Annotated in this window: 20 protein-coding genes; 16 read left to right on the top strand and 4 right to left on the bottom strand. The window is 62.9% G+C overall.

Annotation, left to right across the window (positions count from 1 at the left end; genetic code table 11):
- Window positions 1-152: 152 nt before the first annotated feature.
- The 4 genes from NLY42_RS19185 to NLY42_RS19200 all read left to right on the top strand — a co-directional run bounded on the left by NLY42_RS19185 (window position 153) and on the right by NLY42_RS19200 (window position 7,388).
- On the top strand, window positions 153-2,936 hold the full coding sequence (locus NLY42_RS19185; protein ID WP_023753371.1) for a valine--tRNA ligase: 2,784 nt from the start codon (window positions 153-155) through the stop codon (window positions 2,934-2,936).
- Window positions 2,937-3,294: 358 nt separating this feature from the next.
- Window positions 3,295-4,563, top strand: coding sequence for an OmpP1/FadL family transporter (locus NLY42_RS19190; protein WP_023739018.1), 1,269 nt, complete (start codon window positions 3,295-3,297; stop codon window positions 4,561-4,563).
- 289 nt (window positions 4,564-4,852) lie between these two features.
- Entirely contained in the window at window positions 4,853-6,577 is a 1,725-nt protein-coding gene (gene ilvD / locus NLY42_RS19195; RefSeq protein ID WP_023753370.1) for a dihydroxy-acid dehydratase, read from the top strand.
- The gene (locus NLY42_RS19200; RefSeq protein ID WP_023667701.1) at window positions 6,564-7,388 is read left to right on the top strand and encodes a tetratricopeptide repeat protein; all 825 of its coding nucleotides are present in this window, start codon (window positions 6,564-6,566) and stop codon (window positions 7,386-7,388) included. Before ilvD ends, NLY42_RS19200 begins: the two co-directional genes overlap by 14 nt.
- A gap of 200 nt (window positions 7,389-7,588) precedes the next feature.
- Here NLY42_RS19200 and NLY42_RS19205 read toward each other — a convergent pair whose 3' ends face one another.
- The 4 genes from NLY42_RS19205 to erpA form a co-directional block, all read right to left on the bottom strand.
- Window positions 7,589-7,843 (bottom strand): hypothetical protein, encoded by a 255-nt coding sequence (locus NLY42_RS19205; RefSeq protein ID WP_245259994.1) that lies wholly within the window; start codon window positions 7,841-7,843, stop codon window positions 7,589-7,591.
- Between the two features lie 116 nt (window positions 7,844-7,959).
- A complete protein-coding gene (gene xth, locus NLY42_RS19210; RefSeq protein WP_023688213.1) occupies window positions 7,960-8,754 on the bottom strand; it encodes an exodeoxyribonuclease III in 795 nt (264 codons plus the stop codon).
- Between the two features lie 8 nt (window positions 8,755-8,762).
- Window positions 8,763-9,155 carry a VOC family protein gene (locus NLY42_RS19215; protein ID WP_023667697.1) on the bottom strand — a complete coding sequence of 131 codons (393 nt, stop codon included), beginning with the start codon at window positions 9,153-9,155 and terminating at the stop codon, window positions 8,763-8,765.
- A gap of 4 nt (window positions 9,156-9,159) precedes the next feature.
- Window positions 9,160-9,507 carry an iron-sulfur cluster insertion protein ErpA gene (gene erpA / locus NLY42_RS19220; RefSeq protein WP_031196640.1) on the bottom strand — a complete coding sequence of 116 codons (348 nt, stop codon included), beginning with the start codon at window positions 9,505-9,507 and terminating at the stop codon, window positions 9,160-9,162.
- Window positions 9,508-9,583: 76 nt separating this feature from the next.
- On the opposite strand from erpA, the gene NLY42_RS19225 reads away from it, so the two are divergent.
- The 12 genes from NLY42_RS19225 to NLY42_RS19280 all read left to right on the top strand — a co-directional run bounded on the left by NLY42_RS19225 (window position 9,584) and on the right by NLY42_RS19280 (window position 23,995).
- Window positions 9,584-10,798: a deoxyguanosinetriphosphate triphosphohydrolase gene (locus NLY42_RS19225; RefSeq protein WP_023753368.1), complete on the top strand. Its 1,215-nt coding sequence runs from the start codon at window positions 9,584-9,586 to the stop codon at window positions 10,796-10,798.
- A gap of 62 nt (window positions 10,799-10,860) precedes the next feature.
- Window positions 10,861-12,624: an arginine--tRNA ligase gene (gene argS / locus NLY42_RS19230; RefSeq protein ID WP_023681655.1), complete on the top strand. Its 1,764-nt coding sequence runs from the start codon at window positions 10,861-10,863 to the stop codon at window positions 12,622-12,624.
- Between the two features lie 103 nt (window positions 12,625-12,727).
- Window positions 12,728-16,144: an SPOR domain-containing protein gene (locus NLY42_RS19235; protein WP_023753367.1), complete on the top strand. Its 3,417-nt coding sequence runs from the start codon at window positions 12,728-12,730 to the stop codon at window positions 16,142-16,144.
- Window positions 16,145-16,277: 133 nt separating this feature from the next.
- On the top strand, window positions 16,278-17,297 hold the full coding sequence (gene nagZ / locus NLY42_RS19240; protein ID WP_023681654.1) for a beta-N-acetylhexosaminidase: 1,020 nt from the start codon (window positions 16,278-16,280) through the stop codon (window positions 17,295-17,297).
- A 174-nt stretch (window positions 17,298-17,471) separates the two neighbouring features.
- A complete protein-coding gene (locus NLY42_RS19245) occupies window positions 17,472-18,272 on the top strand; it encodes a segregation and condensation protein A (protein ID WP_023667690.1) in 801 nt (266 codons plus the stop codon).
- Complete coding sequence (scpB, locus tag NLY42_RS19250; RefSeq protein ID WP_023667689.1) at window positions 18,269-19,036, top strand: SMC-Scp complex subunit ScpB; 768 nt, start codon at window positions 18,269-18,271, stop codon at window positions 19,034-19,036. Before NLY42_RS19245 ends, scpB begins: the two co-directional genes overlap by 4 nt.
- Window positions 19,037-19,216: 180 nt before the next feature.
- The gene (locus NLY42_RS19255) at window positions 19,217-19,438 is read left to right on the top strand and encodes a twin-arginine translocase TatA/TatE family subunit (protein ID WP_023681650.1); all 222 of its coding nucleotides are present in this window, start codon (window positions 19,217-19,219) and stop codon (window positions 19,436-19,438) included.
- An 86-nt stretch (window positions 19,439-19,524) separates the two neighbouring features.
- A complete protein-coding gene (gene tatB / locus NLY42_RS19260) occupies window positions 19,525-20,265 on the top strand; it encodes a Sec-independent protein translocase protein TatB (protein ID WP_023688218.1) in 741 nt (246 codons plus the stop codon).
- Window positions 20,262-21,137 (top strand): twin-arginine translocase subunit TatC, encoded by an 876-nt coding sequence (gene tatC / locus NLY42_RS19265; protein WP_023753366.1) that lies wholly within the window; start codon window positions 20,262-20,264, stop codon window positions 21,135-21,137. Before tatB ends, tatC begins: the two co-directional genes overlap by 4 nt.
- 109 nt (window positions 21,138-21,246) lie before the next feature.
- A complete protein-coding gene (gene serS, locus NLY42_RS19270; RefSeq protein ID WP_023753365.1) occupies window positions 21,247-22,551 on the top strand; it encodes a serine--tRNA ligase in 1,305 nt (434 codons plus the stop codon).
- On the top strand, window positions 22,551-23,312 hold the full coding sequence (surE, locus tag NLY42_RS19275) for a 5'/3'-nucleotidase SurE (protein WP_023753364.1): 762 nt from the start codon (window positions 22,551-22,553) through the stop codon (window positions 23,310-23,312). Before serS ends, surE begins: the two co-directional genes overlap by 1 nt.
- 26 nt (window positions 23,313-23,338) lie before the next feature.
- Window positions 23,339-23,995, top strand: a complete 657-nt coding sequence (locus NLY42_RS19280; RefSeq protein WP_023753363.1) for a protein-L-isoaspartate(D-aspartate) O-methyltransferase — start codon at window positions 23,339-23,341, stop codon at window positions 23,993-23,995.
- Window positions 23,996-24,030: the final 35 nt, after the last annotated feature.

Genomic DNA, 24,030 nt, shown 5'->3' on the forward strand with positions numbered 1-24,030 from the left:
GATGAAGGTGCGGGCATGGCCTTCCCGTTGAAATGACCAGGGCCCCGCCTATTTGCGTTGAAGGACTGAGGCAGCCCTCGCGGTTGACTTGGCCAAAACCTTCCGATTTACACCGGGTCAGCAAAACTCCCGACCGCGCGGACCACTTTCCCATGCTTGAAAAGACCTACGACGCCAAGACCGTCGAACCCAAGATCGCCAAAATCTGGGAAGAGGCGGACGCATTTCGCGCCGGCGCAGGTGCGGAAGAGGGGGCCGAGGCCTTTACCATTGTCATCCCGCCGCCCAACGTCACCGGCTCGCTGCATATGGGCCACGCACTCAACAACACGCTGCAGGACATACTCGTGCGCTTTGAGCGCATGCGCGGCAAGAACGTGCTGTGGCAGCCGGGCATGGACCATGCCGGCATCGCCACGCAGATGGTGGTCGAGCGCCAGCTGATGGAGAAACAGATCCATCGCCGCGATCTCACCCGCGAGGAGTTCATCGAGAAGGTCTGGGAGTGGAAGGCCGAGTCCGGCGGCGCCATCTTCAACCAGCTGAAGCGGCTCGGCGCCTCGGCCGACTGGTCGCGTGAACGTTTTACCATGGATGAAGGCCTGTCCAAGGCCGTGCTCGAAGTATTCGTCAGCCTCTACAAGGAAGGGCTGATCTACAAGGACAAGCGCCTTGTGAACTGGGACCCGAAGCTGTTGACGGCGATCTCCGACCTGGAGGTCGAGCCCCAGGAGATCAACGGCAATCTCTGGCACTTCCGCTATCCAATCGAAGGCGAGACTTTCGATCCGGAAAATTCGGCGACCTTCATTACCGTGGCGACGACACGGCCCGAGACGATGCTTGGCGATACGGCGGTCGCCGTGCACCCGGACGACGAGCGCTACCGGCATCTGGTCGGCAAGAATGTCGTGCTGCCGATCGTCGGCCGGAAAATTCCGGTTGTGGCTGACGAGTATTCCGACCCGGAAAAGGGTTCCGGTGCGGTCAAGATCACGCCGGCGCACGACTTCAACGATTTCGAGGTCGGCAAGCGCCACAAGCTGCCGGCGATCAACATCCTGACCATCGAGGCGGCAATAACGCTCAGGGATAATGAGGATTTTCTCGCCGGGCTCGACGTGACGCCGGAGCGTCAGGCCGTCTGGGACGAGCTCGACGGTCTCGACCGTTTCGTCGCGCGCAAGAAAATCGTCGAGCTGATGGAGGCCGGCGGCTTCCTCGACAAGATCGAGCCGCATCGCCACGCCGTGCCGCATGGCGACCGCGGCGGCGTGCCGATCGAGCCGTTTCTGACCGAGCAGTGGTATGCAAACGCCGCCGAGCTGGCCAAGCCGGCGATCGCATCGGTGCGTGAAGGCCGTACCAACTTCGTGCCGAAGAACTGGGAAAAGACCTATTTCGACTGGATGGAGAACATCCAGCCCTGGTGTATTTCACGCCAGCTGTGGTGGGGTCATCAGATCCCGGCCTGGTACGGGCCGGACGGCCGCGTCTTCGTCGAGAAGACCGAGGAAGAGGCGCTGGGCGCCGCGATTGAATATTATCTGGCGCTGGAAGGCCCGTGGAAGGCCTGGGTCGAGGACAAGCTCGAGACCTTCAAGCCGGGCGAAATCCTGAGCCGCGACGAGGATGTGCTCGACACCTGGTTCTCGTCCGCACTGTGGCCGTTCTCGACACTGGGCTGGCCGGATCACACGCCGGAGCTGAAGACCTATTACCAGACCGACGTGCTGGTGACCGGTTTCGACATCATCTTCTTCTGGGTCGCCCGGATGATGATGATGGGCCTGCATTTCATGCACGAGGAGCCGTTCCACACCGTCTATGTGCATGCGCTGGTGCGCGACAAGAACGGGCAGAAGATGTCGAAGTCGAAAGGCAACGTCATCGATCCGCTCGACCTCATCGACGAGTTTGGCGCCGATGCACTGCGCTTCACGCTGACGGTGATGGCGGCGCAGGGGCGCGACGTGAAACTCGATCCGGCGCGCATCGCCGGCTACCGCAATTTCGGCACCAAGCTGTGGAACGCGACACGCTTTGCCGAGATGAACGAGGTCGCGCGCAACGATGATTTCTGGCTGAACGACGCCAGGCTGCCGGTCAACCGCTGGATCCTGACCGAGCTGACCAGGGCGTCGCACGCGATCACCGAGGGCATCACCTCTTACCGCTTCAACGAAGCGGCGGGCGCTGCCTACCGTTTCGTCTGGAACCTCTTCTGCGACTGGTATCTGGAACTCTTGAAGCCGGTGTTCATGGGCTCCGACGAAGCGGCCAAGGCCGAAAGCCGCGCCTGCGTCGCTTTCGTGCTCGACGAGATCTACAAGCTGCTGCACCCGATGATGCCGTTCATGACCGAGGAATTGTGGGCGCAGACGGCAGGCGAGGGCAGGACGCGTGGTACGCTGCTTTGCCACGCCGCCTGGCCATCACCCGATTTCGAGGACGCAGACGCCGCCGCCGACATCAATTGGCTGGTCGATCTGGTCTCCGGCATCCGCTCGGTGCGCTCGGAAATGAACGTGCCGCCGGCGGCGATCGCGCCGCTGGTGGTGGTCGGCGCCAGCGCCGAGACCCACCAGAGGCTGGAACGCCATTCTTCCGCCATCCAGCGGCTGGCGCGGGCCGGCGACATCTCGCTGCAGGACGCCGCACCCAAGGGCTCGGCCCAGATCGTGCTCAACGAGGCGACGATCTGCCTGCCGCTCGGCAGCCTGATCGATCTCTCCGCCGAGGCGGCGCGGCTGCAGAAGGAACTGGCCAAGGTGACCGAGGAGATCGCGCGGTTGCACAAGAAGCTGTCCAACGAGAGATTCGTCGCCAGCGCGCCGGAAGAGATCGTCGCAGCCGAGCGCGAAAAACTCGCGGAATACCGTGATCAGCAGGAGAAGCTTTCGGTGGCGTTGACCCGGGTGCGCGACGCCGGCTGAGCGCCGGATTCGCGATGCCTGGGAACAGCGTCAAGGCAGGTCTTGTGCCAGAAAAACAGGCATTCCGTAACGTTAATGTTGACGTAAACGGAAAGTTTGCGCCCCATTGTTGCCATAATGTAACAATGGGGCCTAATGCCGGTAAAACAGCCGGGTTTTATACTGTTTAGAGCGGTTTTTCATGATTTTTTGCGCCGATTGCCGCTCAAATGGCCATTTTCCGGCATGCTTGCGCGGCGCGCCACTTTGTCCAAATGCGTTCCGCAAGTGCGTACATGTACGCTATTTCAATTCATTGTTGCACCGTTAACCCGAATTGGTTCTAGCTTGACGCACTGGAATTTCGGGGAGGACATCCATGAACAATTTGCGTTTGAAAACACTGTTGGGGGCGGGGTGTTTTTCGCTGGGTTTGATCGGTTCCGTGCATGCCGGCGGTCTGGAGCGCGGTGGCTACGACATCGACCTGCTTTTCGATCCGGCGCAGGTCACAGGCGAGGTGACCGGCACTTATGTAATGCCGCAACGCGACCTGAAGAACGTGGTGGATATTGATCCAAACCCGGTTACGGGTGGCGGCAATCTTAACGCTCTGGGCTTCTCCAACAGTGCCCGTGATACCGAAAGCTATTGGGTGCCGAGTGTCGGTATCAAGGCTGGTATGGGGCCCGTCGATTGTCTTATCGACTACGGCCAGCCGATCGGTGCGTACAGCAATCCCGGCGCCAACTGGGCCGGCGCGAACGGTAACATCATAACCAAGGTCAAGAGCGAGGCCGTAGGCGGGACCTGTTCGTATAAGATGGATCTCGGAAAAGGACAGGTGCGCTTTATCGGCGGCGTGTTTCACGAGGATGTTTCGGGTTTCAAGGAACAGCTGGTTTCGCCTTTTGTTGGCCCCCTTGGGTTGTCGGGAATTGGCCGTCTTGATCTCGAAGGTGACGGTTGGGGATGGCGCGCCGGCGTAGCCTATGAGATTCCGGATATCGCGCTGCGCGCCAGCCTCGTTTACAACTCGGCGGTCAAGCTGGACCATTTGGACGGAACGCTCGACCTGACGCAGCTTCCCGCCGTCGGTCCGGCCAACCCGTTCCTGGGCAATGTTACCAATGTCAGCGGCTCGTCGGAGGTTCCGGAGTCGCTGGAACTCAAACTTCAGTCGGGCATAGCTCCCGGTTGGCTGGCGTTCGGGTCCATCAAATGGGTCAATTGGAGCGTGCTGCAGAGCATTCCTTTCTGTCCGACAGGCGTTCCGTCTTGCACGACGACCAGTGCTTTGAGGCTCACGTCGCTTGATCTGCTCTATCGTGATGGCTGGACGGTTTCCGGCGGCATTGGCCACAAGTTCAATGACCAGTGGAGCGGCGCCGCGGGTCTGACCTGGGATCGTGGAACCAGCACGGGCCTCAGCGCCCAGACCGATACATGGACGGTCAGCGGTGGTGTATCCTACACCCCGACCGCGAACGTCGAGCTTCGTCTTGGCGGCGCGTTGGGTGTGCTCACAAGCGGATCGATCCATCCCGTCGTAGGCAAGGATGGCGTCACATATGGTACGGACTACACCGCCGATTTCGGCAACGATCTGGTTTCAGCCGTTTCGACTTCGTTCAAGGTGAAGTGGTAAGCTTTTCAAATTAAAAGAGAAAAGGCCGGGCAGTGCCCGGCCTTTTTCAGTTTGCGGCACAGCGTCGAGCCGTGCCGTCAAGCGCCGGCGTTCAAATCCGCCGCACCTATGTCGCCTCTCGTAATTGTGACGTTTTGGCAACAGTTCCGGACCAACCCCCGCGCTACGGTCCCGCTCGACCAAATTGCCCATTTCCCGCCATAAACCCGGCGCACCTCGAATTCGTCTCGGGACACGCGCCAGAAGGCTCGGCAATGGGCAGGCCGCACCGCCCGCGGCAAGGAAGAGAATGGACGCCAAAGTCATCTCCAAGGCCAAGCTCCCTAGCCGCCATGTGACCGTCGGTCCGGCGCGTGCGCCGCACCGTTCGTATCTCTATGCCATGGGCCTGTCTGCGGCCGAGATCGCGCAGCCGCTGGTCGGCGTTGCCTCCTGCTGGAACGAGGCGGCGCCTTGCAACATCTCGCTGATGCGCCAGGCGCAGGTGGTCAAGAAAGGTGTGGCGGCCGCAAACGGCACGCCGCGCGAATTCTGCACCATCACCGTCACCGACGGCATCGCCATGGGGCACCAGGGCATGAAGTCGTCGCTGGTGTCGCGCGATGTCATTGCCGATTCGGTCGAACTCACCATGCGGGGCCATTGCTACGATGCGCTGGTCGGCCTTGCCGGCTGCGACAAGTCGCTGCCCGGCATGATGATGGCCATGGTGCGGCTCAACGTGCCGTCCATCTTCATCTATGGCGGCTCGATCCTGCCGGGCTCCTATCGCGGCCGCCAGATCACTGTGCAGGACGTGTTCGAAGCAGTCGGCCAGCATTCGGTCGGCACGGTCAGCGATGCCGAACTGCTCGAGATCGAGCAGGCGGCGTGTCCGTCTGCCGGCTCCTGCGGGGCCCAGTTCACAGCCAACACCATGGCCACCGTCGCCGAGGCGATCGGCCTGGCGCTGCCGTACTCCTGCGGCGCGCCGGCGCCTTACGAGATGCGCGACCGCTTCAATTTCGCCTCCGGCGAAAAGATCATGGAGCTGATCGCCAAGAACATCCGGCCGCGCGACGTCGTCACGCTGAAGGCGCTGGAGAATGCGGCGACCGTGGTTTCGGCCACCGGCGGCTCGACCAATGCGGCTTTGCACCTGCCGGCGATCGCGCATGAGGCAGGCATCAAGTTCGACCTGTTCGACGTTGCCGCGATTTTCGAGAAGACGCCCTACATCGCCGACCTCAAGCCGGGCGGCAAATATGTCGCCAAGGACATGTTCGAGGCCGGCGGCATTCCGCTGTTGATGAAGACGCTGCTCGACCACGGCTATCTCCATGGCGACTGCATGACCGTGACTGGCCGTACTTTGGCCGAAAACATGGAGCATGTTGCCTGGAATGATAGCCAGGATGTGGTCCGTCCCGCCAACCGTCCAATCACCCAAACCGGCGGTGTCGTGGGCTTGAAGGGCAACCTTGCCCCCGAAGGCGCGATCGTGAAGGTCGCGGGCATGACGGAGCTGAAATTCTCAGGTCCGGCACGCTGTTTCGATTCGGAAGAGGAATGTTTCGAGGCGGTCACGCACCGCAACTACCGGGAAGGCGAGGTTCTCGTCATCCGTTACGAAGGTCCGCGCGGCGGCCCGGGCATGCGCGAGATGCTGTCGACGACGGCGGCGCTCTACGGCCAGGGCATGGGCGGCAAGGTCGCCCTCATCACCGACGGTCGTTTTTCGGGCGCGACGCGCGGTTTCTGCATCGGCCATGTCGGGCCCGAAGCTGCCGTTGGCGGCCCGATCGGGCTCTTGAAAGACGGCGATGTGATCTCGATCGATGCAACCAAAGGCACGATCGCGGTCGATTTGTCCGAGGCCGAACTGGCAACGCGGGCGAAGGCCTGGAAGGCGCGCACGACCGACTATCAGTCGGGCGCGATCTGGAAATACGCACAGACGGTAGGGCCTGCCCGCGACGGCGCGGTCACCCATCCGGGCGGTGCCAAAGAAACACATTGCTATGCGGATATCTGAGTTGTTGAGGTCGTCTGTCCTTCCGGCACTGGTCGCTGTTGCGATCTTTGGGGCCGTGGGCCAGGCCATGGCCTTCGACGACAAGGTGTTCGACGACAAGACCGGCGTGAAGCCGCAATCGAGCCCATGGGCCGTGTTCCAGTTCGGCTTCTCCGCCTACAAGAGCGGCCATAAGGAACAGGCGGTCGAGGCCTATAAATACGCCGCCGAGAACGGCCAGATCGGCGCCACCTGGAAGCTCGCGCGCATGTACGCCGAAGGCGACGGCGTGACGCGCGACGACTATGCGGCCTTCAAATTCTTCTCCGAGATCGTCGATCAGGATGTCGAGCCGGGATCGCCGGAGGAAAGCTATGTCTCCGACGCGCTGGTGGCGCTGGGCGACTATCTCCGGACAGGCATCCCCGGCAGCCCGGTCGAGGAAAACGAGGTCGCGGCGCAGGAATATTACATGCGCGCGGCCGCCAATTACCGCAACCCGAACGCTCAGTTCGAGATGGGCCAGATGTTTTTGAAGGGCGAGGGCGGCGTCAAGGCCAGCGTCAAGCAGGCCGGCCGCTGGTTCCAGCTCGCCGCCGAAAAAGGCCATGCCGGCGCCCAGGCGACGCTCGGCAATCTTCTGTTCCAGAGCGGCAAGATCGTGCGCGGGCTGGCCATGATGACCGCCGCGCTCGAACGCGCCTCGCCGAGCGACCAGCCGTGGATCCGCGGCATGCAGGAAGAGGCATTTGCCGCCGCCGGCGAAGCCGACCGTCGCACTGCCATTTCGCTTGCCGACGACATCCTGACCAAGGGCGGCGGCGACCAGTGAAATTGCCAATCTCCCCCCTTGAGGGGGAGATGCCCGGCAGGGCAGAGGGGGCGCTGTCCCGCTGGCATTTCAGTTGACTAAAGTTTGCCCGGGTTGGACTGAGAGGGTGAGCTTGTTTGACCGAAAGGTCGCGTTTCTTCGCGCCCCCCTCTGGCTTGCCGGCCATCTCCCCCTCAAGGGGGGAGATTAGCTCACATCCATCAGTTCTCGGTGAGTTCCGCCGGCACCGCTCTGTGCACCGGCATCGAGATCGGCGTGACGTGCAGATGCGGCTTAATCGTGCTGTCGGGACAGGTATCGCCGATCTTGGTCCATGAGGTGTTGTTGAGCACCAGGTCGCAGCGGGCCATATGGCTCTTGTCTGAAACCGTCAGGCAGGTGACCTGGCCGACCTGGTAGGACTTGCCATTGGCCAGGCACTGCTGGTCGGCAAGTGCCGCTGCAGGGGAGGCCATGGCAAATGCTAGGCCGATCGGGCAAAGGAGGAATCGTAGTGCCATGGAACCCCAGCCGCCATGCTGATCTCTGACTGAATGGCGCGATTGTGGCGATATCAGGGTTTCGGCTGATATCAGGCCGGCAGCAGCGCCAGATCGATCGCCACCGGCACATGGTCGGAAGGCTTTTCCCAGGCGCGCACATGCTTTTCGATTGAGGCCGAGGAAAAGCGGTTGGCCGCTTCGGGCGACAACAGCAGATGGTCGATGCGGATGCCGTTGTTCTTCTGCCAGGCGCCGGCCTGGTAGTCCCAGAAGGTGTAGACGTCGGCCGCATCGGTGACGGCGCGCACCGCCTCTGTAAAGCCGAGATTCTTCAGCCGCCGGAAGGCCTGCCGGGTCTGCGGCTGGAACAGCGCATCGCCAAGCCAGTTCTCGGGGAAGCGCGCATCGACCGGCTCGGGGATGACATTGTAGTCGCCGGCCAGCACCAGCGCCTCCTCCAGAAGCAGCCGCTGCTCGGCCCAGCGATGCAGCCGTTCCATCCAGGCCAGCTTGTAGGGAAACTTCTTCTCGTCATCGACCGGGTTGCCGTTGGGCAGATAGAGCGAGGCGACGCGCAGCGCGCCCTGGTCGGTCGAGAACACGCCCTCGATGAAGCGCGCCTGCTCATCAGTCTCGTCGCCTGGCAGGCCTCTGATAACCTCGTCGAAGGGAAGCTTCGACAGCAGGGCGACGCCGTTAAAGCCCTTCTGGCCATGGGTTTCCACGTTGTAGCCAAGCGCCTCGATCTCGGCGCGCGGGAACTGCTCGTCGACCGACTTGATCTCCTGCAGGCAGACGATGTCGGGCTGGCTTTCGCTCAGCCAGTGGGTGAGGTTGCCGATGCGGGCGCGAATGCCGTTTATGTTCCAGGTAACGATTTTCATGAGCGGCCTCAGGGATGTTCGGGCGAAAGACGTTCGACAAGCCCGATCGTATTGCCTGCCGGGTCCTTTAGAAAGGCCATCCACTCGCTTTCCCCCGCCGTTCCGAACGTGCCTTCGGTGTCGTTGTGGACGAGCGCCGGCGGTGCGGTGAAGGGAACGCCGGACGCTTTCGCCTCGGCGTGGAAGGCTTCGAGCCCGGCTATATCGAGATAGACGGTGCCGGCCGGAACGCCATCGGTGAACAGCAACCTGATATCACCGGCCATGATGAAGGCGATGCCCGGCGGATCGTAGCGGGCGTGAACATTGAGGCCGAGCACATCGCGCCAGAAGGCCAGCGTCACGTCGAGGTCGCGCCCGGCCGACAGTGCTACCTGACGGACCGGGCCGACGCCGGACATCTGCCTAGATGGAGAAACTGGTGCCGCAGCCGCAGGAGGCGACTGCATTGGGGTTGCGGATCTGGAACGATTGGCCCATCAGATCGTCGACGAAGTCGATCACCGAGCCGCCCATATAGACCAGCGACAAATCGTCGATCAGCACGGTGGCGCCGTCCTTTTCGATGGCGACGTCGTCGTCATTGCGCGTATCGACCAGGTCGAACTTGTAGGAAAAGCCGGAGCAGCCGCCGCCCTCTACGGAGACGCGCAGCGCCGTCTTGCCGGCCTCGCCAGAGACGATTTTCGCGATCCGCCTGGCGGCGGCGCCGGTCATCTCGACTTTCATGGCAGTCTTGGCATCAGCGCCCATGGGCGTCACCTTGCTTTCAGTTTCACATGATAGGTATGAAGCGGGAAGGGGCAAGTCAACTGCGGCGGCATCAGCCATGACAAATGAGCTTGGCGACATTGGGTTCGGCTATCGGCCGCGCGCGGCCTATGCCAGCGACCCAGCCAGGTCGCGCGGGCGGCTCTATGACGAGGTCGAGAGCCCGACTCGCACGCCATTCCAGCGCGACCGCGACCGTATCATTCATTCGACTGCCTTCCGCCGCCTGAAGCACAAGACGCAGGTGTTCGTCGCCCATGAAGGAGATCACTACCGCACCCGGCTGACGCATTCGATCGAGGTGGCGCAGATTGCGCGGGCTCTGGCGCGAGCGCTGCGCGGCGACGAGGATCTGGCCGAGGCGGTCGCCTTGGTGCACGATTTCGGTCACACGCCGTTCGGCCATACCGGCGAGGACGCGCTGAACGAGCGGATGGCCCAATGGGGCGGCTTCGACCACAATGCGCAGTCGCTGCGCGTGGTGACGCGGCTGGAGCGGCGTTATGCCGAGTTCGACGGGCTGAACCTGACCTGGGAAACGCTGGAAGGCCTGGTGAAGCACAATGGCCCGCTGACCGACGCCAAGGGAAAAGGGCTCAAAGGCCCGGTGCCGCAGGCGATCCGCGACTATTCCGAGTTGCACAACCTCGAACTCGACCATTTCGCCGGCATCGAGGCGCAATGTGCTGCGATCGCCGACGATATCGCCTACAACACCCATGACATCGACGACGGCCTGCGCTCCGGCTTCCTGACCTTGGACATGCTGGAAACGGTGGCGCTGCCGGGATCGATCCTGGCAAGCGTGCGCGCGCGCTATCCGGGCCTGGACGATGTGCGCACCGGCCATGAGCTGATGCGCCGGCAGATCACGATGATGGTCGAGGACGTCATTGTTTCCACCACCGCCAATCTGGAGCGCATCAAGCCTGACAGCGCCGAAGCGGTGCGGGCGGCGGGCGAGACGATGGTGACCTTTTCCGCAGACATGGCGGCGATCGAGAAGGATTTGAAGACCTTTCTTTACAAGCATCTCTACCGGCATGACGAGGTGATGCGCGTTCGCACTGAGGCCGAGCAGATCGTGCGCGAGCTGTTCGATGTCTATTTCGCCGATCCGCGCGCCATGCCGGACGGCTGGCGGGAGGGGCTCGACCGGGCGGAGGACCGCATCAAGGCGCGCAGCGTCGCCGATTTCCTGGCGGGGATGACGGATACCTACGCCTTGAAGGAACACCGCCGTCTGTTTGACCATACGCCCGATTTAAGCTAGGGCGGGCGCGATTTGCCGGCCAATGAGCCGGTTCCCCTGCACAGTCCGCCAGAGCAAGACCCATGAACATCTTCGCCGATTTCAGCGCGCGAATCACAAAAGCCGTCGAAGCGCTTGATTTGAAAGACAGTAATGGCGTTTCGCCCGACCTGTCGCGCATCGCCGTCGAGCCGCCGCGCGACGCCAGCCATGGCGATCTCGCCACCAATGCGGCGATGGTACTGGCCAAGCCGACAGGGCACAACCCGCGGGCGCTGGCCGAGCGGCTGGTGGAAGTGCTGCGCAGCGACGCCGATGTTGCCGAAGCCGACGTCGCCGGTCCCGGCTTCGTCAATCTCCGGCTCAAGGACGCTTTCTGGCAGGCACATCTGACCGCGGTGCTCGGCGAGGGGCAAAACTACGGCCGCTCGACCATTGGTGGCGGCAAGAAGACTAATGTCGAATATGTCTCGGCCAATCCGACCGGGCCGATGCATGTCGGCCATTGCCGGGGCGCGGTTGTCGGCGACACGCTCGCCAATCTGATGGCCTTCGCCGGCTATGACGTCACCAAGGAATACATCATCAACGACGCCGGCGCGCAGATCGACGTGCTCGGGCGTTCGGCCTTCCTGCGCTACCGCGAAGCGCTGGGCGACGACATTGGCGAGATACCGGCCGGCCTCTATCCCGGCGATTACCTTGTGCCGGTCGGTCAGGCGCTGGCTGCCGAATTTGGCCGCAAGCTCTTGCAGATGCCCGACGATGAGTCGCTGGCAATCGTCAAGGACCGCACGATCGACGCCATGATGGTGATGATCCGCGAGGATCTGGCGTTGCTCAATGTGCATCACGACGTTTTCTTCTCCGAGCGCACGCTGCATGCCGACAATGCCAAAAAAATTCGCTCGGCGATCAACGATCTGACGCTGAAAGGCCATATCTACAAGGGCAAGCTACCGCCGCCCAAGGGCGAGAAGCCGGACGACTGGGAAGACCGCGAGCAGACGCTGTTTCGCTCGACGGCGGTCGGCGACGACATGGACCGGGCGCTGGTCAAGTCCGACGGCTCGTTCACCTATTTCGCCGCCGACGTCGCCTATCTCAAGGACAAGGTCGACCGCGGTTTCGTCGGCCTGATCTATGTGCTGGGCGCCGACCATGGCGGCTACGTCAAGCGGCTGGAAGCGCTGGCGCGGGCGATTGCAGGCGATGATCTGAAGCTGCAACTCACGGTGCTGCTGTGCAATCTGGTGAAGCTGTTTCGCGATGGCGAACCGGTTCGGATGTCGAAGCGGTCGGGCGACTTCGTGACCTTGCGCGAAGCGGTGGAGGAGGTGGGCCGCGATGCGATCCGCTTCATGATGCTCTACCGCAAGAGCGACGCGCCGCTCGACTTCGATTTCGCCAAGGTCACCGAACAGTCCAAGGACAATCCCGTGTTCTACGTGCAGTACGCTTCGGCGCGCTGTCATTCGGTGTTCCGGCAGGCGAGCGAGCAACTGGGCGAGGCCAATTTCGACCGCAACAGCCTGGCCGCGGCCTCGGCGTCGCTCACCGACGAGGGCGAGATCGGCCTGATCCGGAAGCTGGCTGAATATCCCCGGCTGGTCGAATCTGCGGCCCTTGCGCTGGAGCCGCACCGGCTGGCATTCTACCTCTACGATCTGGCTTCCAGCTTCCATGGACACTGGAATCGGGGCACCGAGAATGCCGACTTACGTTTTGTTAAGGTTAACGACCGACAATTGACTCATGCCAGACTAGGGCTGGTGCAGGCTGTTTCGGATGTTTTGACCTCCGGCCTGACGCTGATTGGGGCTGATGCGCCCACTGAGATGCGTTAGGTTTAACTAAAACACCTGTCACCATTTGCCCACATTGCGCTGGTAAGGGCCAACCCTACGCGACGTCCATGGCGTCCGAATGAGTGCGAGTTCGGGAACAATAATGGCAGACAGAACCCAGCTGAGAGTAGCCGACAACAACGACATCGCCGAAGATGATCCGTTCGCTGAACTGACCAGGATCATGGGTTTCGATCCGCGCCAGCCGGTCAAGCCGCAGGCGCCAGCCGTCGAGACGGCTGCGGACGAGGGCGATTTCGACATCGACCTCGAGAAGGAGTTGATGGGCGAATTCGGCGATGAAGTCGGTTCCATGGAGGCCAGCCAGCCAGCTCCCGAGGTTCACCAGCCTGCCGCTGAGCCCTACGAACCTGCTGCCGAGATTCGCGAGCCGGCTTTCGAAACCACCGATGCCGCGATGGACGATGCGCTGGCTGCTTCGCTGGAATATGATTTCGTCTTCGACGATGCCGCCGATCTGGATTTCGGCGCTGCCCCGCAGGCTGCGGCTGCTCCCGTTGAACCCTCGGTTGCCGAACCTTGGTTTGCCGAGCCCGCATTCGACGAAGCTGCATTCGATGACGATTTCGACAATGCCGTGGCCAGTTCACTGGAAAACGTATCGCCGCTCGAAGACGACCTGCCGATGGATGACGAGCTTGCCGCTTCGCTCGAGCAGGGGTTGCTGCTCGATGACGATGCGACCGTCGCCCATGCCGCAGATGTCGCGCAGGTTGCTGCTGCGCCTGCCGACGATCTCGCGTTCGACGATGATTTCGACAATGCCGTCTCGATGTCGCTGGAAGACGAGCTGACGCTGGACGGTCCTGCGCCGGCGCAGGACCAGTATGCCGCGCCAGTAGCCGAGGCGCCGATCCATACCTTCGACGCCGTCGGCTCCGCCGACCACGCTGTTGCCGACGAGGATTTTGCGGGTCATTTCGATGACGCGATGGCCGATGTCGACATGGACTTTGCGGCCCAGGATTTTGCAGCCCAGGATTTTGCAGCCCAGGATTTTGCGGCCGAGCATTTCGAGCCTCAGGCTTTCGAGGCTCAGCCTGTTGAGGCCGAGGATCCGGAAGAGCGCGATCTGGATGTCAGCGATCTGCAGGCCAGCGCGCCGGTTGAGATGGATGCGCCGGAAGTGGACGAGACGCCGGCCTGGACTGTGGAGGCCAGCCCCTCTCATGAGACTGCGCACGAAGCATTCGACGATTTCGATCTGAGCATCGATGATGCGCTTGCCGATCACGAGCCGGTTGCCGAGATCGCACCCACTCCGGTTCAGCCAACTCCGGTCGCACCAGCCTATGTGGCGCCTACCAATATGGCGACCCCGGCCGCTCCGGTCGCTGACGAACGGACGTTGGAAGATGAACTCAACGCGCTGCTTGGCGCCATGACCACACCACGCCCGGCGCCAGTCGCGCCGTTTCCGGTCGTCACCGAGCCCACCAGGGCTGCCGCCATCGAGCCCGCCAGGACTTATGAGCCGGTTGCCCCGGTGCAGCGGTCCGTCGCAACGCCGGTCGCTCCGGTCGATAATCTCGACTGGGACCTGGACGAACACGCGCCGGCTCCTCAGGAGGTCCGGGCGGACGATGCCGATTTCGACGATCTGCTTGCCGGCGAACTCGAGGGCCATGAGCCCGAGATCGAGTTCGATGATCATGCCTTCGATGCGGCGCTCGCCAAGGGCATCGATCTCGGTAATGACACGGCAGCACCGGTCGCTGGCGATTGGCGCTCGACGCCGCCGGAGCCGGCGCGTTCGTGGAGCCGCGTGACTCCCACCCCGGCCCAGCCTTCCTTTGCAGCGCAGCCGCAACCTTCTTTTGCAGAAAAGCCGTCCATGCCGCCGGCGGCAGCGCCAAGCTATCGCGACCAGCCGGTTGCAGCTGCTGCCTATGCGGCGCCGACGCCATCGCGCCAGGCGCCGCCTCAGGCCTATGACGAGATGCCGGATGTCGAGACGGTCGATGTGCCGGAGCGTGTGGTGGCGATTGCCGACGACCTCGACATTCCAGAACTCAGCTTCGAGCAAGACGAGCCGGCCGCCTATGACGACATCGACGCCGAATTCGCCGGCATGCTCAACGAGATGAACGCGGTGGAAGTGGCGCCGCCCACTGCCGCACGCAGTGCCGGCTATGATGACGATTCCTACAGTTCCGGCTTCAGTTCGGGCCACGAGCTCGACCAGCGCGCCTATGCGGCGCGGCCAGCCGAAGTGCTTGCAGCCACGCAAGCTCACCACGCCGATGCCGCCGGCGGCTTCGACATGGACGATCTGCCCGGCAGCCAGCCGGTTTCGCAGGCCGACGATTTCGCGGTCGACGAACTCGACTACGATCCGGATCTGGACGAGGCAATGGCGGTGCCGGGCCTCGCCGAGCAGGAAGCCGCACGGCCGCGCAGGAGCGGCCTGCTGGTCGCGGGGGTCGTTGCTGCGGTTGCGATTGCCGGCGGCCTTGGCGCCTTCGCCTTGTCGTTCGGCGGAAAGGGCGGCAGCGATGCGCCGGTCATTGTCAAAGCCGACAACAGGCCGATCAAGGTCAAGCCCGAAAATCCGGGCGGCGCCGTGGTGCCGAACCAGGACAACAAGGTTTATGATGCGGTCGCCAAGGGCACCAAGCCGGCCGAGCCGGTTCAGGAGAAGCTGGTCACCAACACCGAAGAGCCGGTCGATGTGAAGGCGCAGGAGCCTGAAAGCCGCGTCGTCGATCTGTCGCCCGACGATACCGACGCTGCCCCAGGCCCCGACGCTGCCGGCAACCCCGAAGCTGCCGTCAACCCCGACGCGGCTGTCGCGCCGGCGCCAAAGTCCGAGGACCGCATCGCTCAGGTGCTGCAGGAAGCCGACAAGAACCCCGATACGGTCGCCGTTGCCCCGCGCAAGGTGCGGACCATGGTGGTCAAGCCCGACGGCTCGTTGGTGGCCCGCGAGGACTCGACGCCGGCCGCGCCACAGGTTGCGGCGACTGAGCCGCTTGACCCGGCGCCGCAGCACGTCGCCCCTTCGGCCGATGCCGAGCAGACCGGCACCGTGGCGCCTGCCGATCAGGCAAATAGCGACCAGGCAAGTGCCGAGACCGCCAAGCCGGTCAAGCCGGTGAAGCCGGCGGCCACGCCGAAGGCTGAGACCCAGTCCGCCAACACGCCGCAGACGGTTGCCGTAGCGCCGCAGCGCCCGTCCGACCAGCCGGTCGACGTGGTCGGCGAGGTCAAGCCCGACCAGGTTGCCTCCATCCCGGCGACGGCTTCGACATCGGGCGGTTCGTGGTCGATGCAGATCGCTTCGCAGCCGACGGTCGAAAGCGCCCAGGCCAACTACGCCGACCTGCAGCGCCGCTATGGAAATGTGCTCGCCGGTCGCACCGCCAACATCGTCAAGGCGGAGATCGCCGGCAAGGGCACCTTCTACCGTGTCCGGGTGCCTGCGCAATCGCGCAACGATGCGATCAATCTGTGCACCAGCTACAAGGCTGCCGGCGGCAACTGCTTCGTGTCTCGGTAAGGCCGGATCCAATTATCAGAGCCGGTGCGTTCCCAACGGTCGCGCCGGCTTTTTCATGTGGATGGGCGAGAGGTTGAGGCGCTTGCCGTCCGGGGAGATTCCCTTTGCCGGCGCGAAGCCCTAAACTGGTGGAATGACCGAATCAAAATCCATGATCCTCGGCTGTGCCGGGAAATCGCTGACCCGCGAAGAAATCCGTTTCTATCGCAATGAATGCCCGTGGGGCTTCATCCTGTTTGCGCGCAACATCGGCGAAACCGAGCAGATCCGCGATCTGGTCGCCGAAATGCGCGACTGTATCGGGCGCCCCGATGCGCTGGTGTTCATCGACCAGGAAGGTGGCCGGGTGCAGCGCCTGCGGCCCCCGCTGGCGCCGAACTATCCCGCCGGCGGCGCGCTCGGTGCATTGTGGCGCAAGGACCATGATGCCGGCACCCGCGCTGCCTGGCTGATGGCGCGGCTGCATGCCTTCGACCTGTTACGCTACGGTATCTCTGCCGATTGCCTGCCGGTGCTGGACGTGCCGATCGAGGGCGCCAGCGACGTCATCGGCGCGCGCGCCTATGGCAAGGAGCCGCGCCCGGTCATCGAACTCGGCCGCGCGGCGGCGGAAGGGCTGATGTCGGGCGGCGTGCTGCCGGTCATGAAGCACATTCCGGGTCACGGGCGCGCCTTTGCCGACACGCATTTCGAACTGCCTGTGGTCGATGCCTCGCTGAGCGACCTGCAGCGGCATGATTTCGCCCCTTTCCGCGAGCTTAGCCATCTGCCGATGGCGATGACGGCGCATGTCGTCTATAGCGCCATCGATCCGAACAACCCGGCGACCACGTCAGGTAAGGTCATCGACGAGATCATCCGCCGCGAGATCGGCTTCGACGGGCTGTTGATGAGCGACGACACCTCGATGAAGGCACTTTCTGGGGATTTCCCGACAAAGGCGGCCTCGATCCTTGCGGCGGGCTGCGATCTGGTCCTTCACTGCAATGGCGTTTTCGAGGAGATGGCGGGCATCGCATCGCGAACCACGGGACTTGAAGGGACATCGCTGGAGCGCGCCAAGCGGGCGCTGACCTATATAAGGGATCGCGACCGGGCCGACGAAACCGAGATACGCGCCGAGTTTGCCACCTATTTCGATGCGGTGGCCTAGAGACGGATGATTTCAGGTCTGTTCGACCTGAAATCTGAATCCGTCTCTAAATTAGATAGAGAGAGCATGATGTCGTCCGAAAACCGCTTCACACTTTTCGGCATCATGCTCTAACCAGAGGTAAAGGAACAAGTGGCGGAGACATTGGACAGCAAGGCTGCGAAGGCCGCACCGATGGACCGTCTGTGGGCCGAGAACGACGATTCACGGGTCACCGGCGACCCGTCGCTTGTCGTCGACGTCGCCGGGTTCGAAGGTCCGCTCGACCTCTTGCTGCATCTCGCCCGCAACCAAAAGGTCGATCTGTCGCGGATTTCCATCTTGGCGCTGGTCGAGCAGTATCTGACCTTCGTCGAGACGGCGAGGGCGCTAAGGCTTGAGCTTGCCGCCGACTACCTGGTGATGGCGGCGTGGCTGGCCTTCCTCAAGTCGAAGCTCCTCATCCCCAAGCAGCCCGGCGAGGAAGGCGAAAGCGGCGAGGAACTGGCCGCGGTGCTGCAGTTCCGGCTGAAGCGTCTGGAGGCCATGCGCGACGCCTCGGCAAGGCTGGTCAACCGCAACCGGCTCGGCCGCGACGTGTTTGCACGCGGCATGCCTGAAATGGTCATCGTCGAGAAGCGTAACGCCTATTCGGCCTCGCTCTACGATTTGCTCACCGCCTATGCGCAGCAGCGCCAGAAACAGGCGATCACCAATGTGACAATTGCCCGGCGTGGCGTGTGGTCGCTCAAGGATGCGCGCGATATCCTGACCCGGCTGATCGGCTCGCTGCGCGACTGGACGGCGCTGGACAGCTATCTGATCAATTACCTGACCAGCCCGGACGAACGGCGTACCGCGATTGCCAGCTCGTTCGCGGCGTCGCTGGAACTGGTGCGCGAAGGCAGCATCGAGATGCGACAGGACCAGGTGTTCGCGCCGCTCTATCTGCGCGGCCGCGCGCAACCAATCAAGGCAGTCGAGGTGGCATCATGAGCGAACGCGCCAACGCTTCGGTCATTCCGTTCAAGGTCGAAGAAGAGACCGAGGAGGGCATTATCGCCCAGGACCCGACTGATACCCTGCTTCTGAATCCTGGCGAACGGCTGCATATGGCCGAAGCCATACGCATGGCCGAGGCGATCGTGTTCGCCAGCGCCGAGCCGGTCAGCGAAAAGCAGCTCGCAGCCAGATTGCCCGATGGCATCAGCATTGCCGCTGCCATGGCTGAGCTGCAGCAGATCTATGCGCGGCGCGGCGTCAATCTGGTTCGGGTCGGCGATGCCTGGGCGTTCCGTACCGCCGGCGATCTCGCCTTCCTGATGAGCCGCGACACGGTGCAGCAGCGCAAGCTGTCGCGCGCCGCGCTCGAAGTGCTGGCGATCATCGCCTACCACCAGCCGGTGACGCGCGCCGAGATCGAGGACATCAGAGGCGTCGAGACCTCGAAGGGCACGCTGGATACGCTGCTCGAAACGGAATGGGTGCGCATGCGCGGCCGCCGCCGCACGCCCGGCCGTCCCGTCACCTACGGCACGACAGACACTTTCCTCGACCATTTCGCACTGGAGGAGATCCGCGATCTTCCCGGGATGGACGAACTGAAGGGGGCAGGGCTGCTCTCCGGCCGCATGCCGTCGAATTTCGCCATCCCGTTGCCGCCGGCCGATCCGGACGCGCTGACCGAGGACGAGGATGCGTTGACCGACATCGATCTCGAGGAACTCGGCCTGCTGACGCCGCGCGTCACGGAAGATTGACCGCAAGCCGCTGTCAAAAAGCTGCATTGCTGCGGTAGATGCGCCGATTGGTAGCGGGCAGCTTTGCCGAAAATGCGTGACATAAGCCGCGCCTTCATAAACTTTGTCGCTGTTGTGTTTGAATCCCAACGCGAAAACGCATAGATCATCGCCAGGGAAAACATTCGAGAGAGAGTTACAATGGGTTCATTTTCGATTTGGCATTGGATGATCGTGCTGGTGATCGTGCTGCTGGTGTTCGGCCGCGGCAAGATACCCGAGCTGATGGGCGACATGGCCAAGGGCATCAAGAGCTTCAAGAAGGGCATGGCCGATGACGATACCGCCGAAGACAAGCGCACCGTCGAGCACCGCCCGGACGAGACCGTTTCGGCAGTGAAGGAAAAGGCCAGCAAGAGCTGAGCCGAAGGTTGTTGCTTTTGTGCAAGTCGTTGTCCCAAAACCGCTTCGCACTTTTGGGCGACAAGCACTAGTCGGAACTGATTGCCATGTTTGAAGTCGGCTGGACCGAAATGCTGGTGATCGCGATCGTCATGATCGTGGTCGTCGGACCCAAGGATTTGCCCAATATGCTGCGCACCTTCGGCCGCACGACGGCGAAGCTGCGTGCCATGGCCTCTGACTTCCAGAAGCAGTTCAACGAGGCGTTGAAGGAAGCCGAGCTCGACGACGTCAAGAAGTCGGTCGATACGCTGCGCGGCCTCAATCCGGCGGCCGAGATCCGCAAGCAGCTCAATCCGTTCGAACAGGCGGCAGCAGAGGTTCGCTCCGGCGTCGATGCGGTGATGAAGCCGAAGCCCGCCGTCGACCCCGCAACGCCGGCGGCAGAAACACCACAGGCGGCCGAGCCGCTCAAGAACGGCGCGACGGTGATGCCCGGCGTCAACGGACCGGAAACAGCGCCGGCGGCGCCGATCCTTCCGGCGATGACCGACGAGGCGGTGGTGACACCGGCTGCAGCAACAGCAGCGCCACGAAACGCGCGCGCCAAGGGGGCTGCGATATCAAAGGCCCCGGCAACCAAAACAGCGGCAGCCAAGGCAGCACCGGCAAAGCCGGCGCCTGCGGCGAAGGTTGCGGCCAAGCCGTCAGCGGCGCCCGCCAAGGCTGCACCCGGAAAAGCCGCCACCAAGCCGGCTGCTGCACCGAAGGCAGTCACAAAGGCTGAGCCGAAGCCTGCGCCGGCCACGAAGCCCGCGTCCAAGAAGACGGCGGGGGCCGCCAAGTGAGCGTTACGGACAGCGAAAAGGACGAGATCGAGAAGTCGTCGGCTCCGCTGATGGAGCATCTGATCGAACTGCGCCGGCGGCTGATCTGGTCGATCGGCGGTTTCTTCGTCGCCTTCCTCGTCTGCTTCTTCTTTGCCAAGAAGCTGTTCAATCTTTTGGTCGTTCCGTTCAAATGGGCCACGCAGTGGGCCGGGCTCGATCCGCACAAGGTCGAGCTGATCTATACGGCGCCGCAGGAATTCTTCTTCACCCAAGTCAAGCTCGCCATGTTCGGCGGCATGGTCATCGCCTTTCCGCTGATCGCCACGCAGATCTACAAATTCATCGCGCCAGGCCTCTACAAGAACGAACGCAACGCCTTCCTGCCGTTCCTGATCGCATCGCCGATCCTGTTCCTGATGGGAGCGTCGCTGGTCTATTTCTTCTTCACGCCGATGGTGATGTGGTTCTTCCTCGCCATGCAGCAGGCCGGCACCGACGACCAGGTGCAGATTTCGCTGCTGCCGAAAGTGTCGGAATATCTCAGCCTGATCATGACGCTGATCTTCTCTTTCGGCCTGGTGTTCCAGCTGCCGGTGGTGACCAGCCTGATGACGCGCGTCGGCATGCTGTCGTCGAAGGCGCTGGGCGAGAAGCGCAAATGGGCGATCGTCATCGCCTTCGTCGTCGCGGCGGTGCTGACGCCGCCTGATCCGATGAGCCAGATCGGTTTGGCCATCCCGACCATCCTGCTCTACGAGGTGTCGATCTGGGCGGCCCGGCTGATCGAGCGCGATCAGGTCAAGCAGAAGCTGGCGCGCGAGAAGCAGGAAGCCGCCGAAGCCGTGGCCGAAAAGGCGGCGGACGCGTCCTCAAAGCAGGCTCGTTCATAGGCTGTCGCGTTCGGGTATCCGCGTTAGCGGAAAAACGCGACAGCCGCCATCTTGCATCGATGAAGGATGCGGTTTACCCCCTCAGCCTTATTCTGAGGACGAACCAACCATGCTTGATATCAAATGGATTCGCGACAACCCGAAGGCCCTTGTCGAGGCGCTGGCCAAGCGCTCGTGGTCGGCTGACGAGGCGCAGTCCACGGTCGATGAGCTGATCAAGAAGGACGAAGCGCGGCGCGAGCACGTCACCGAGCTGCAGACCAAGCAGGAACGCCGCAACGCCGCCTCGAAGGAGATCGGCAACGCCATGCGTTCGGGCGACACGGCACTTGCCGAAAAGCTCAAGGCCGAAGTCGGCGATATCAAGACCTTCATCCAGAATGGCGAGGCGCGCGAGCGCGAGCTCGACAAGACGCTGAACGATGCGCTGGCGGTGCTGCCGAATGTGCCGCTCGACGACGTGCCGGTCGGCAAGGACGAGCACGACAATGTCATCAAGCATATCGTCGGCGAGGTGCCGACTCGGCCGAACTGGGTGAAGGAGCATTTCGAGATCGGCGAAGCGCTCGGCATGATGGATTTCGAGCGGGCGGCAAAGCTGTCGGGATCACGCTTCACCGTGCTGAAGAGCGGGCTGGCGCGGATGGAGCGCGCCATCGGCCAGTTCATGCTCGATCTGCACACGACCGAGCATGGCTATGAAGAAGTCATCCCGCCACTGATGGTGCGCGACGAAGTGCTTTTCGGGACCAACCAGCTGCCGAAATTCGAGGACGACCTGTTCTTCGTGCAGCATGGCGATGGCCGGCTCGGGTTGATTCCAACCGCCGAGGTCCCGCTCACCAACCTGGTGCGCGAAGAAATCACGGCCCATGAAAAGCTGCCGCTGCGCTATACGGCGCTGACGCCGTGTTTCCGCTCGGAAGCGGGCTCCGCCGGCCGCGACACGCGCGGCATGTTGCGCCAGCACCAGTTCTACAAGGTCGAGCTGGTCTCGGTCACCGACCAGGAGTCTTCGCTCGCCGAGCACGAGCGGATGACGCAGTGCGCGGAAGAGGTGCTGAAGCGACTGGAGCTGCCGTTCCGCACCATGGTTCTGTGTACCGGCGACATGGGGTTTGGCGCGCGCAAGACATATGACATCGAAGTCTGGTTGCCGGGACAGAACGCCTATCGCGAGATCTCGTCCTGCTCGGTCTGCGGCGACTTCCAGGCCCGGCGCATGGATGCCCGCTACAAGGACAAGGACGGCAAGGGCAACCGCTTCGTGCATACGCTGAACGGCTCGGGCACCGCCGTCGGCCGTGCGCTGATTGCCGTCATCGAAAACTACCAGAATGAGGATGGCAGCGTAACCATTCCTGAAGTGCTGCGGCCTTATATGGGCGGTCTGGCAAAGATCGAATCGAAATAATGCGCATTCTCCTGACCAATGATGACGGCATCCATGCCGAGGGCCTGGCGTCGCTCGAACGCATCGCCCGCACGCTGTCGGACGATGTCTGGGTGGTGGCGCCGGAGCAGGACCAGTCGGGCTATGCGCATTCGCTGTCGATCTCGGAGCCGCTTCGGCTGCGCAAGATCGGCGAGAAACACTACGCCGTGCGCGGCACACCGACCGACTGCGTCATTATGGGCGTCAAGAAGATCCTGCCTGGCGCGCCGGACCTGATCCTGTCCGGGGTCAATTCAGGCGCCAACATCGCCGACGACGTCACCTATTCCGGCACCGTCGCCGGCGCCATGGAAGGCGCGTTGCTCGGCATCAGATCGATCGCGCTCAGCCAGGGCTATTCCTATGTCGGCGAGGATCGTGTGGTGCCTTACGAGACCACCGAGACGTTGGCGCCTGCGCTGCTGAAAAAGCTCGTCGCCATGCCGCTGCCGGACGGTGTGCTGCTCAACGTCAATTTTCCGAACTGCCTGCCCGATGAGGTTGCCGGCACCGTCGTTACCTCGCAAGGCAAGCTGGTGCACAGCCTGTGGGTCGACGAGCGCCGTGACGGGCGCGGCCTGCCTTACTACTGGCTGCGCTTCGGCCGCGAGCCGGTCGAGGGCAAGCAAGGCACTGATCTCCACGCCGTGCGCAACCGGCTGGTGTCGGTGACGCCGCTGCAGCTCGATCTCACCGCGCATGAAATCCGCGACCAATTGACCAAGGCTCTGTCTGATTAAGGGTTTGGCATGACCAAGGTGTTTGCATGAACATGCCGCTCGACGACCGCGAGGGTTTTGCCGCTTTCCTGCTGCGCCTGCGTGGCCGCGGCGGCGCGGTGCCCAAGGCGCTTATCGCGGCGTTCGAGGCGACGCCGCGCCGCGGCTTCCTCAACGGCCAGTTTCATTCCATCGCCTGGTCGGACGGCATGCTGCCGATCGAATGCGGCGAGGCGATCGAGGGCGCCGATCTGCAGGCGGCGGTGATCGCATCGTTGGCACTAGAGCCCGGAAACCGGGTGCTCGAGATCGGCACCGGCTCGGGCTATACGGCAGCGGTGATGTCGCGACTGGCGGCGCGCATCGTCTCCGTCGACCGCTACAAGACGCTAGCCGAACAGGCGAGGCAACGCTTCGAGGCGCTCGGCATCGGCAATGTCGTCGTGCGCCAGGCCGACGGTTCCAACGGGCTTGCCAACGAGGCGCCGTTCGACCGCATCGTCGCCTGGGCGGCTTTCGACAGCCTGCCGCGCTTCCTGCTCGATCAGCTGTCGAGCGGCGGCATCGTCATCGCGCCGATCGGGCCGGAGGAGGGCGAGCAGGTGCTGGCCAAGCTGACCAAGGTCGGCAGCCGCTTCGAGCGCGAGGATATCGGAACCGTGCGCCTGCAACCGATCATGCGCAGCGTCGCGGCGGTTATTTGAATTCTGCCTGTCACGTGCTTCGAGGGTAAGCCGAA

It is taken from the genome of Mesorhizobium sp. C372A (assembly GCF_030323245.1).
Taxonomy (GTDB): Bacteria; Pseudomonadota; Alphaproteobacteria; order Rhizobiales; family Rhizobiaceae; genus Mesorhizobium.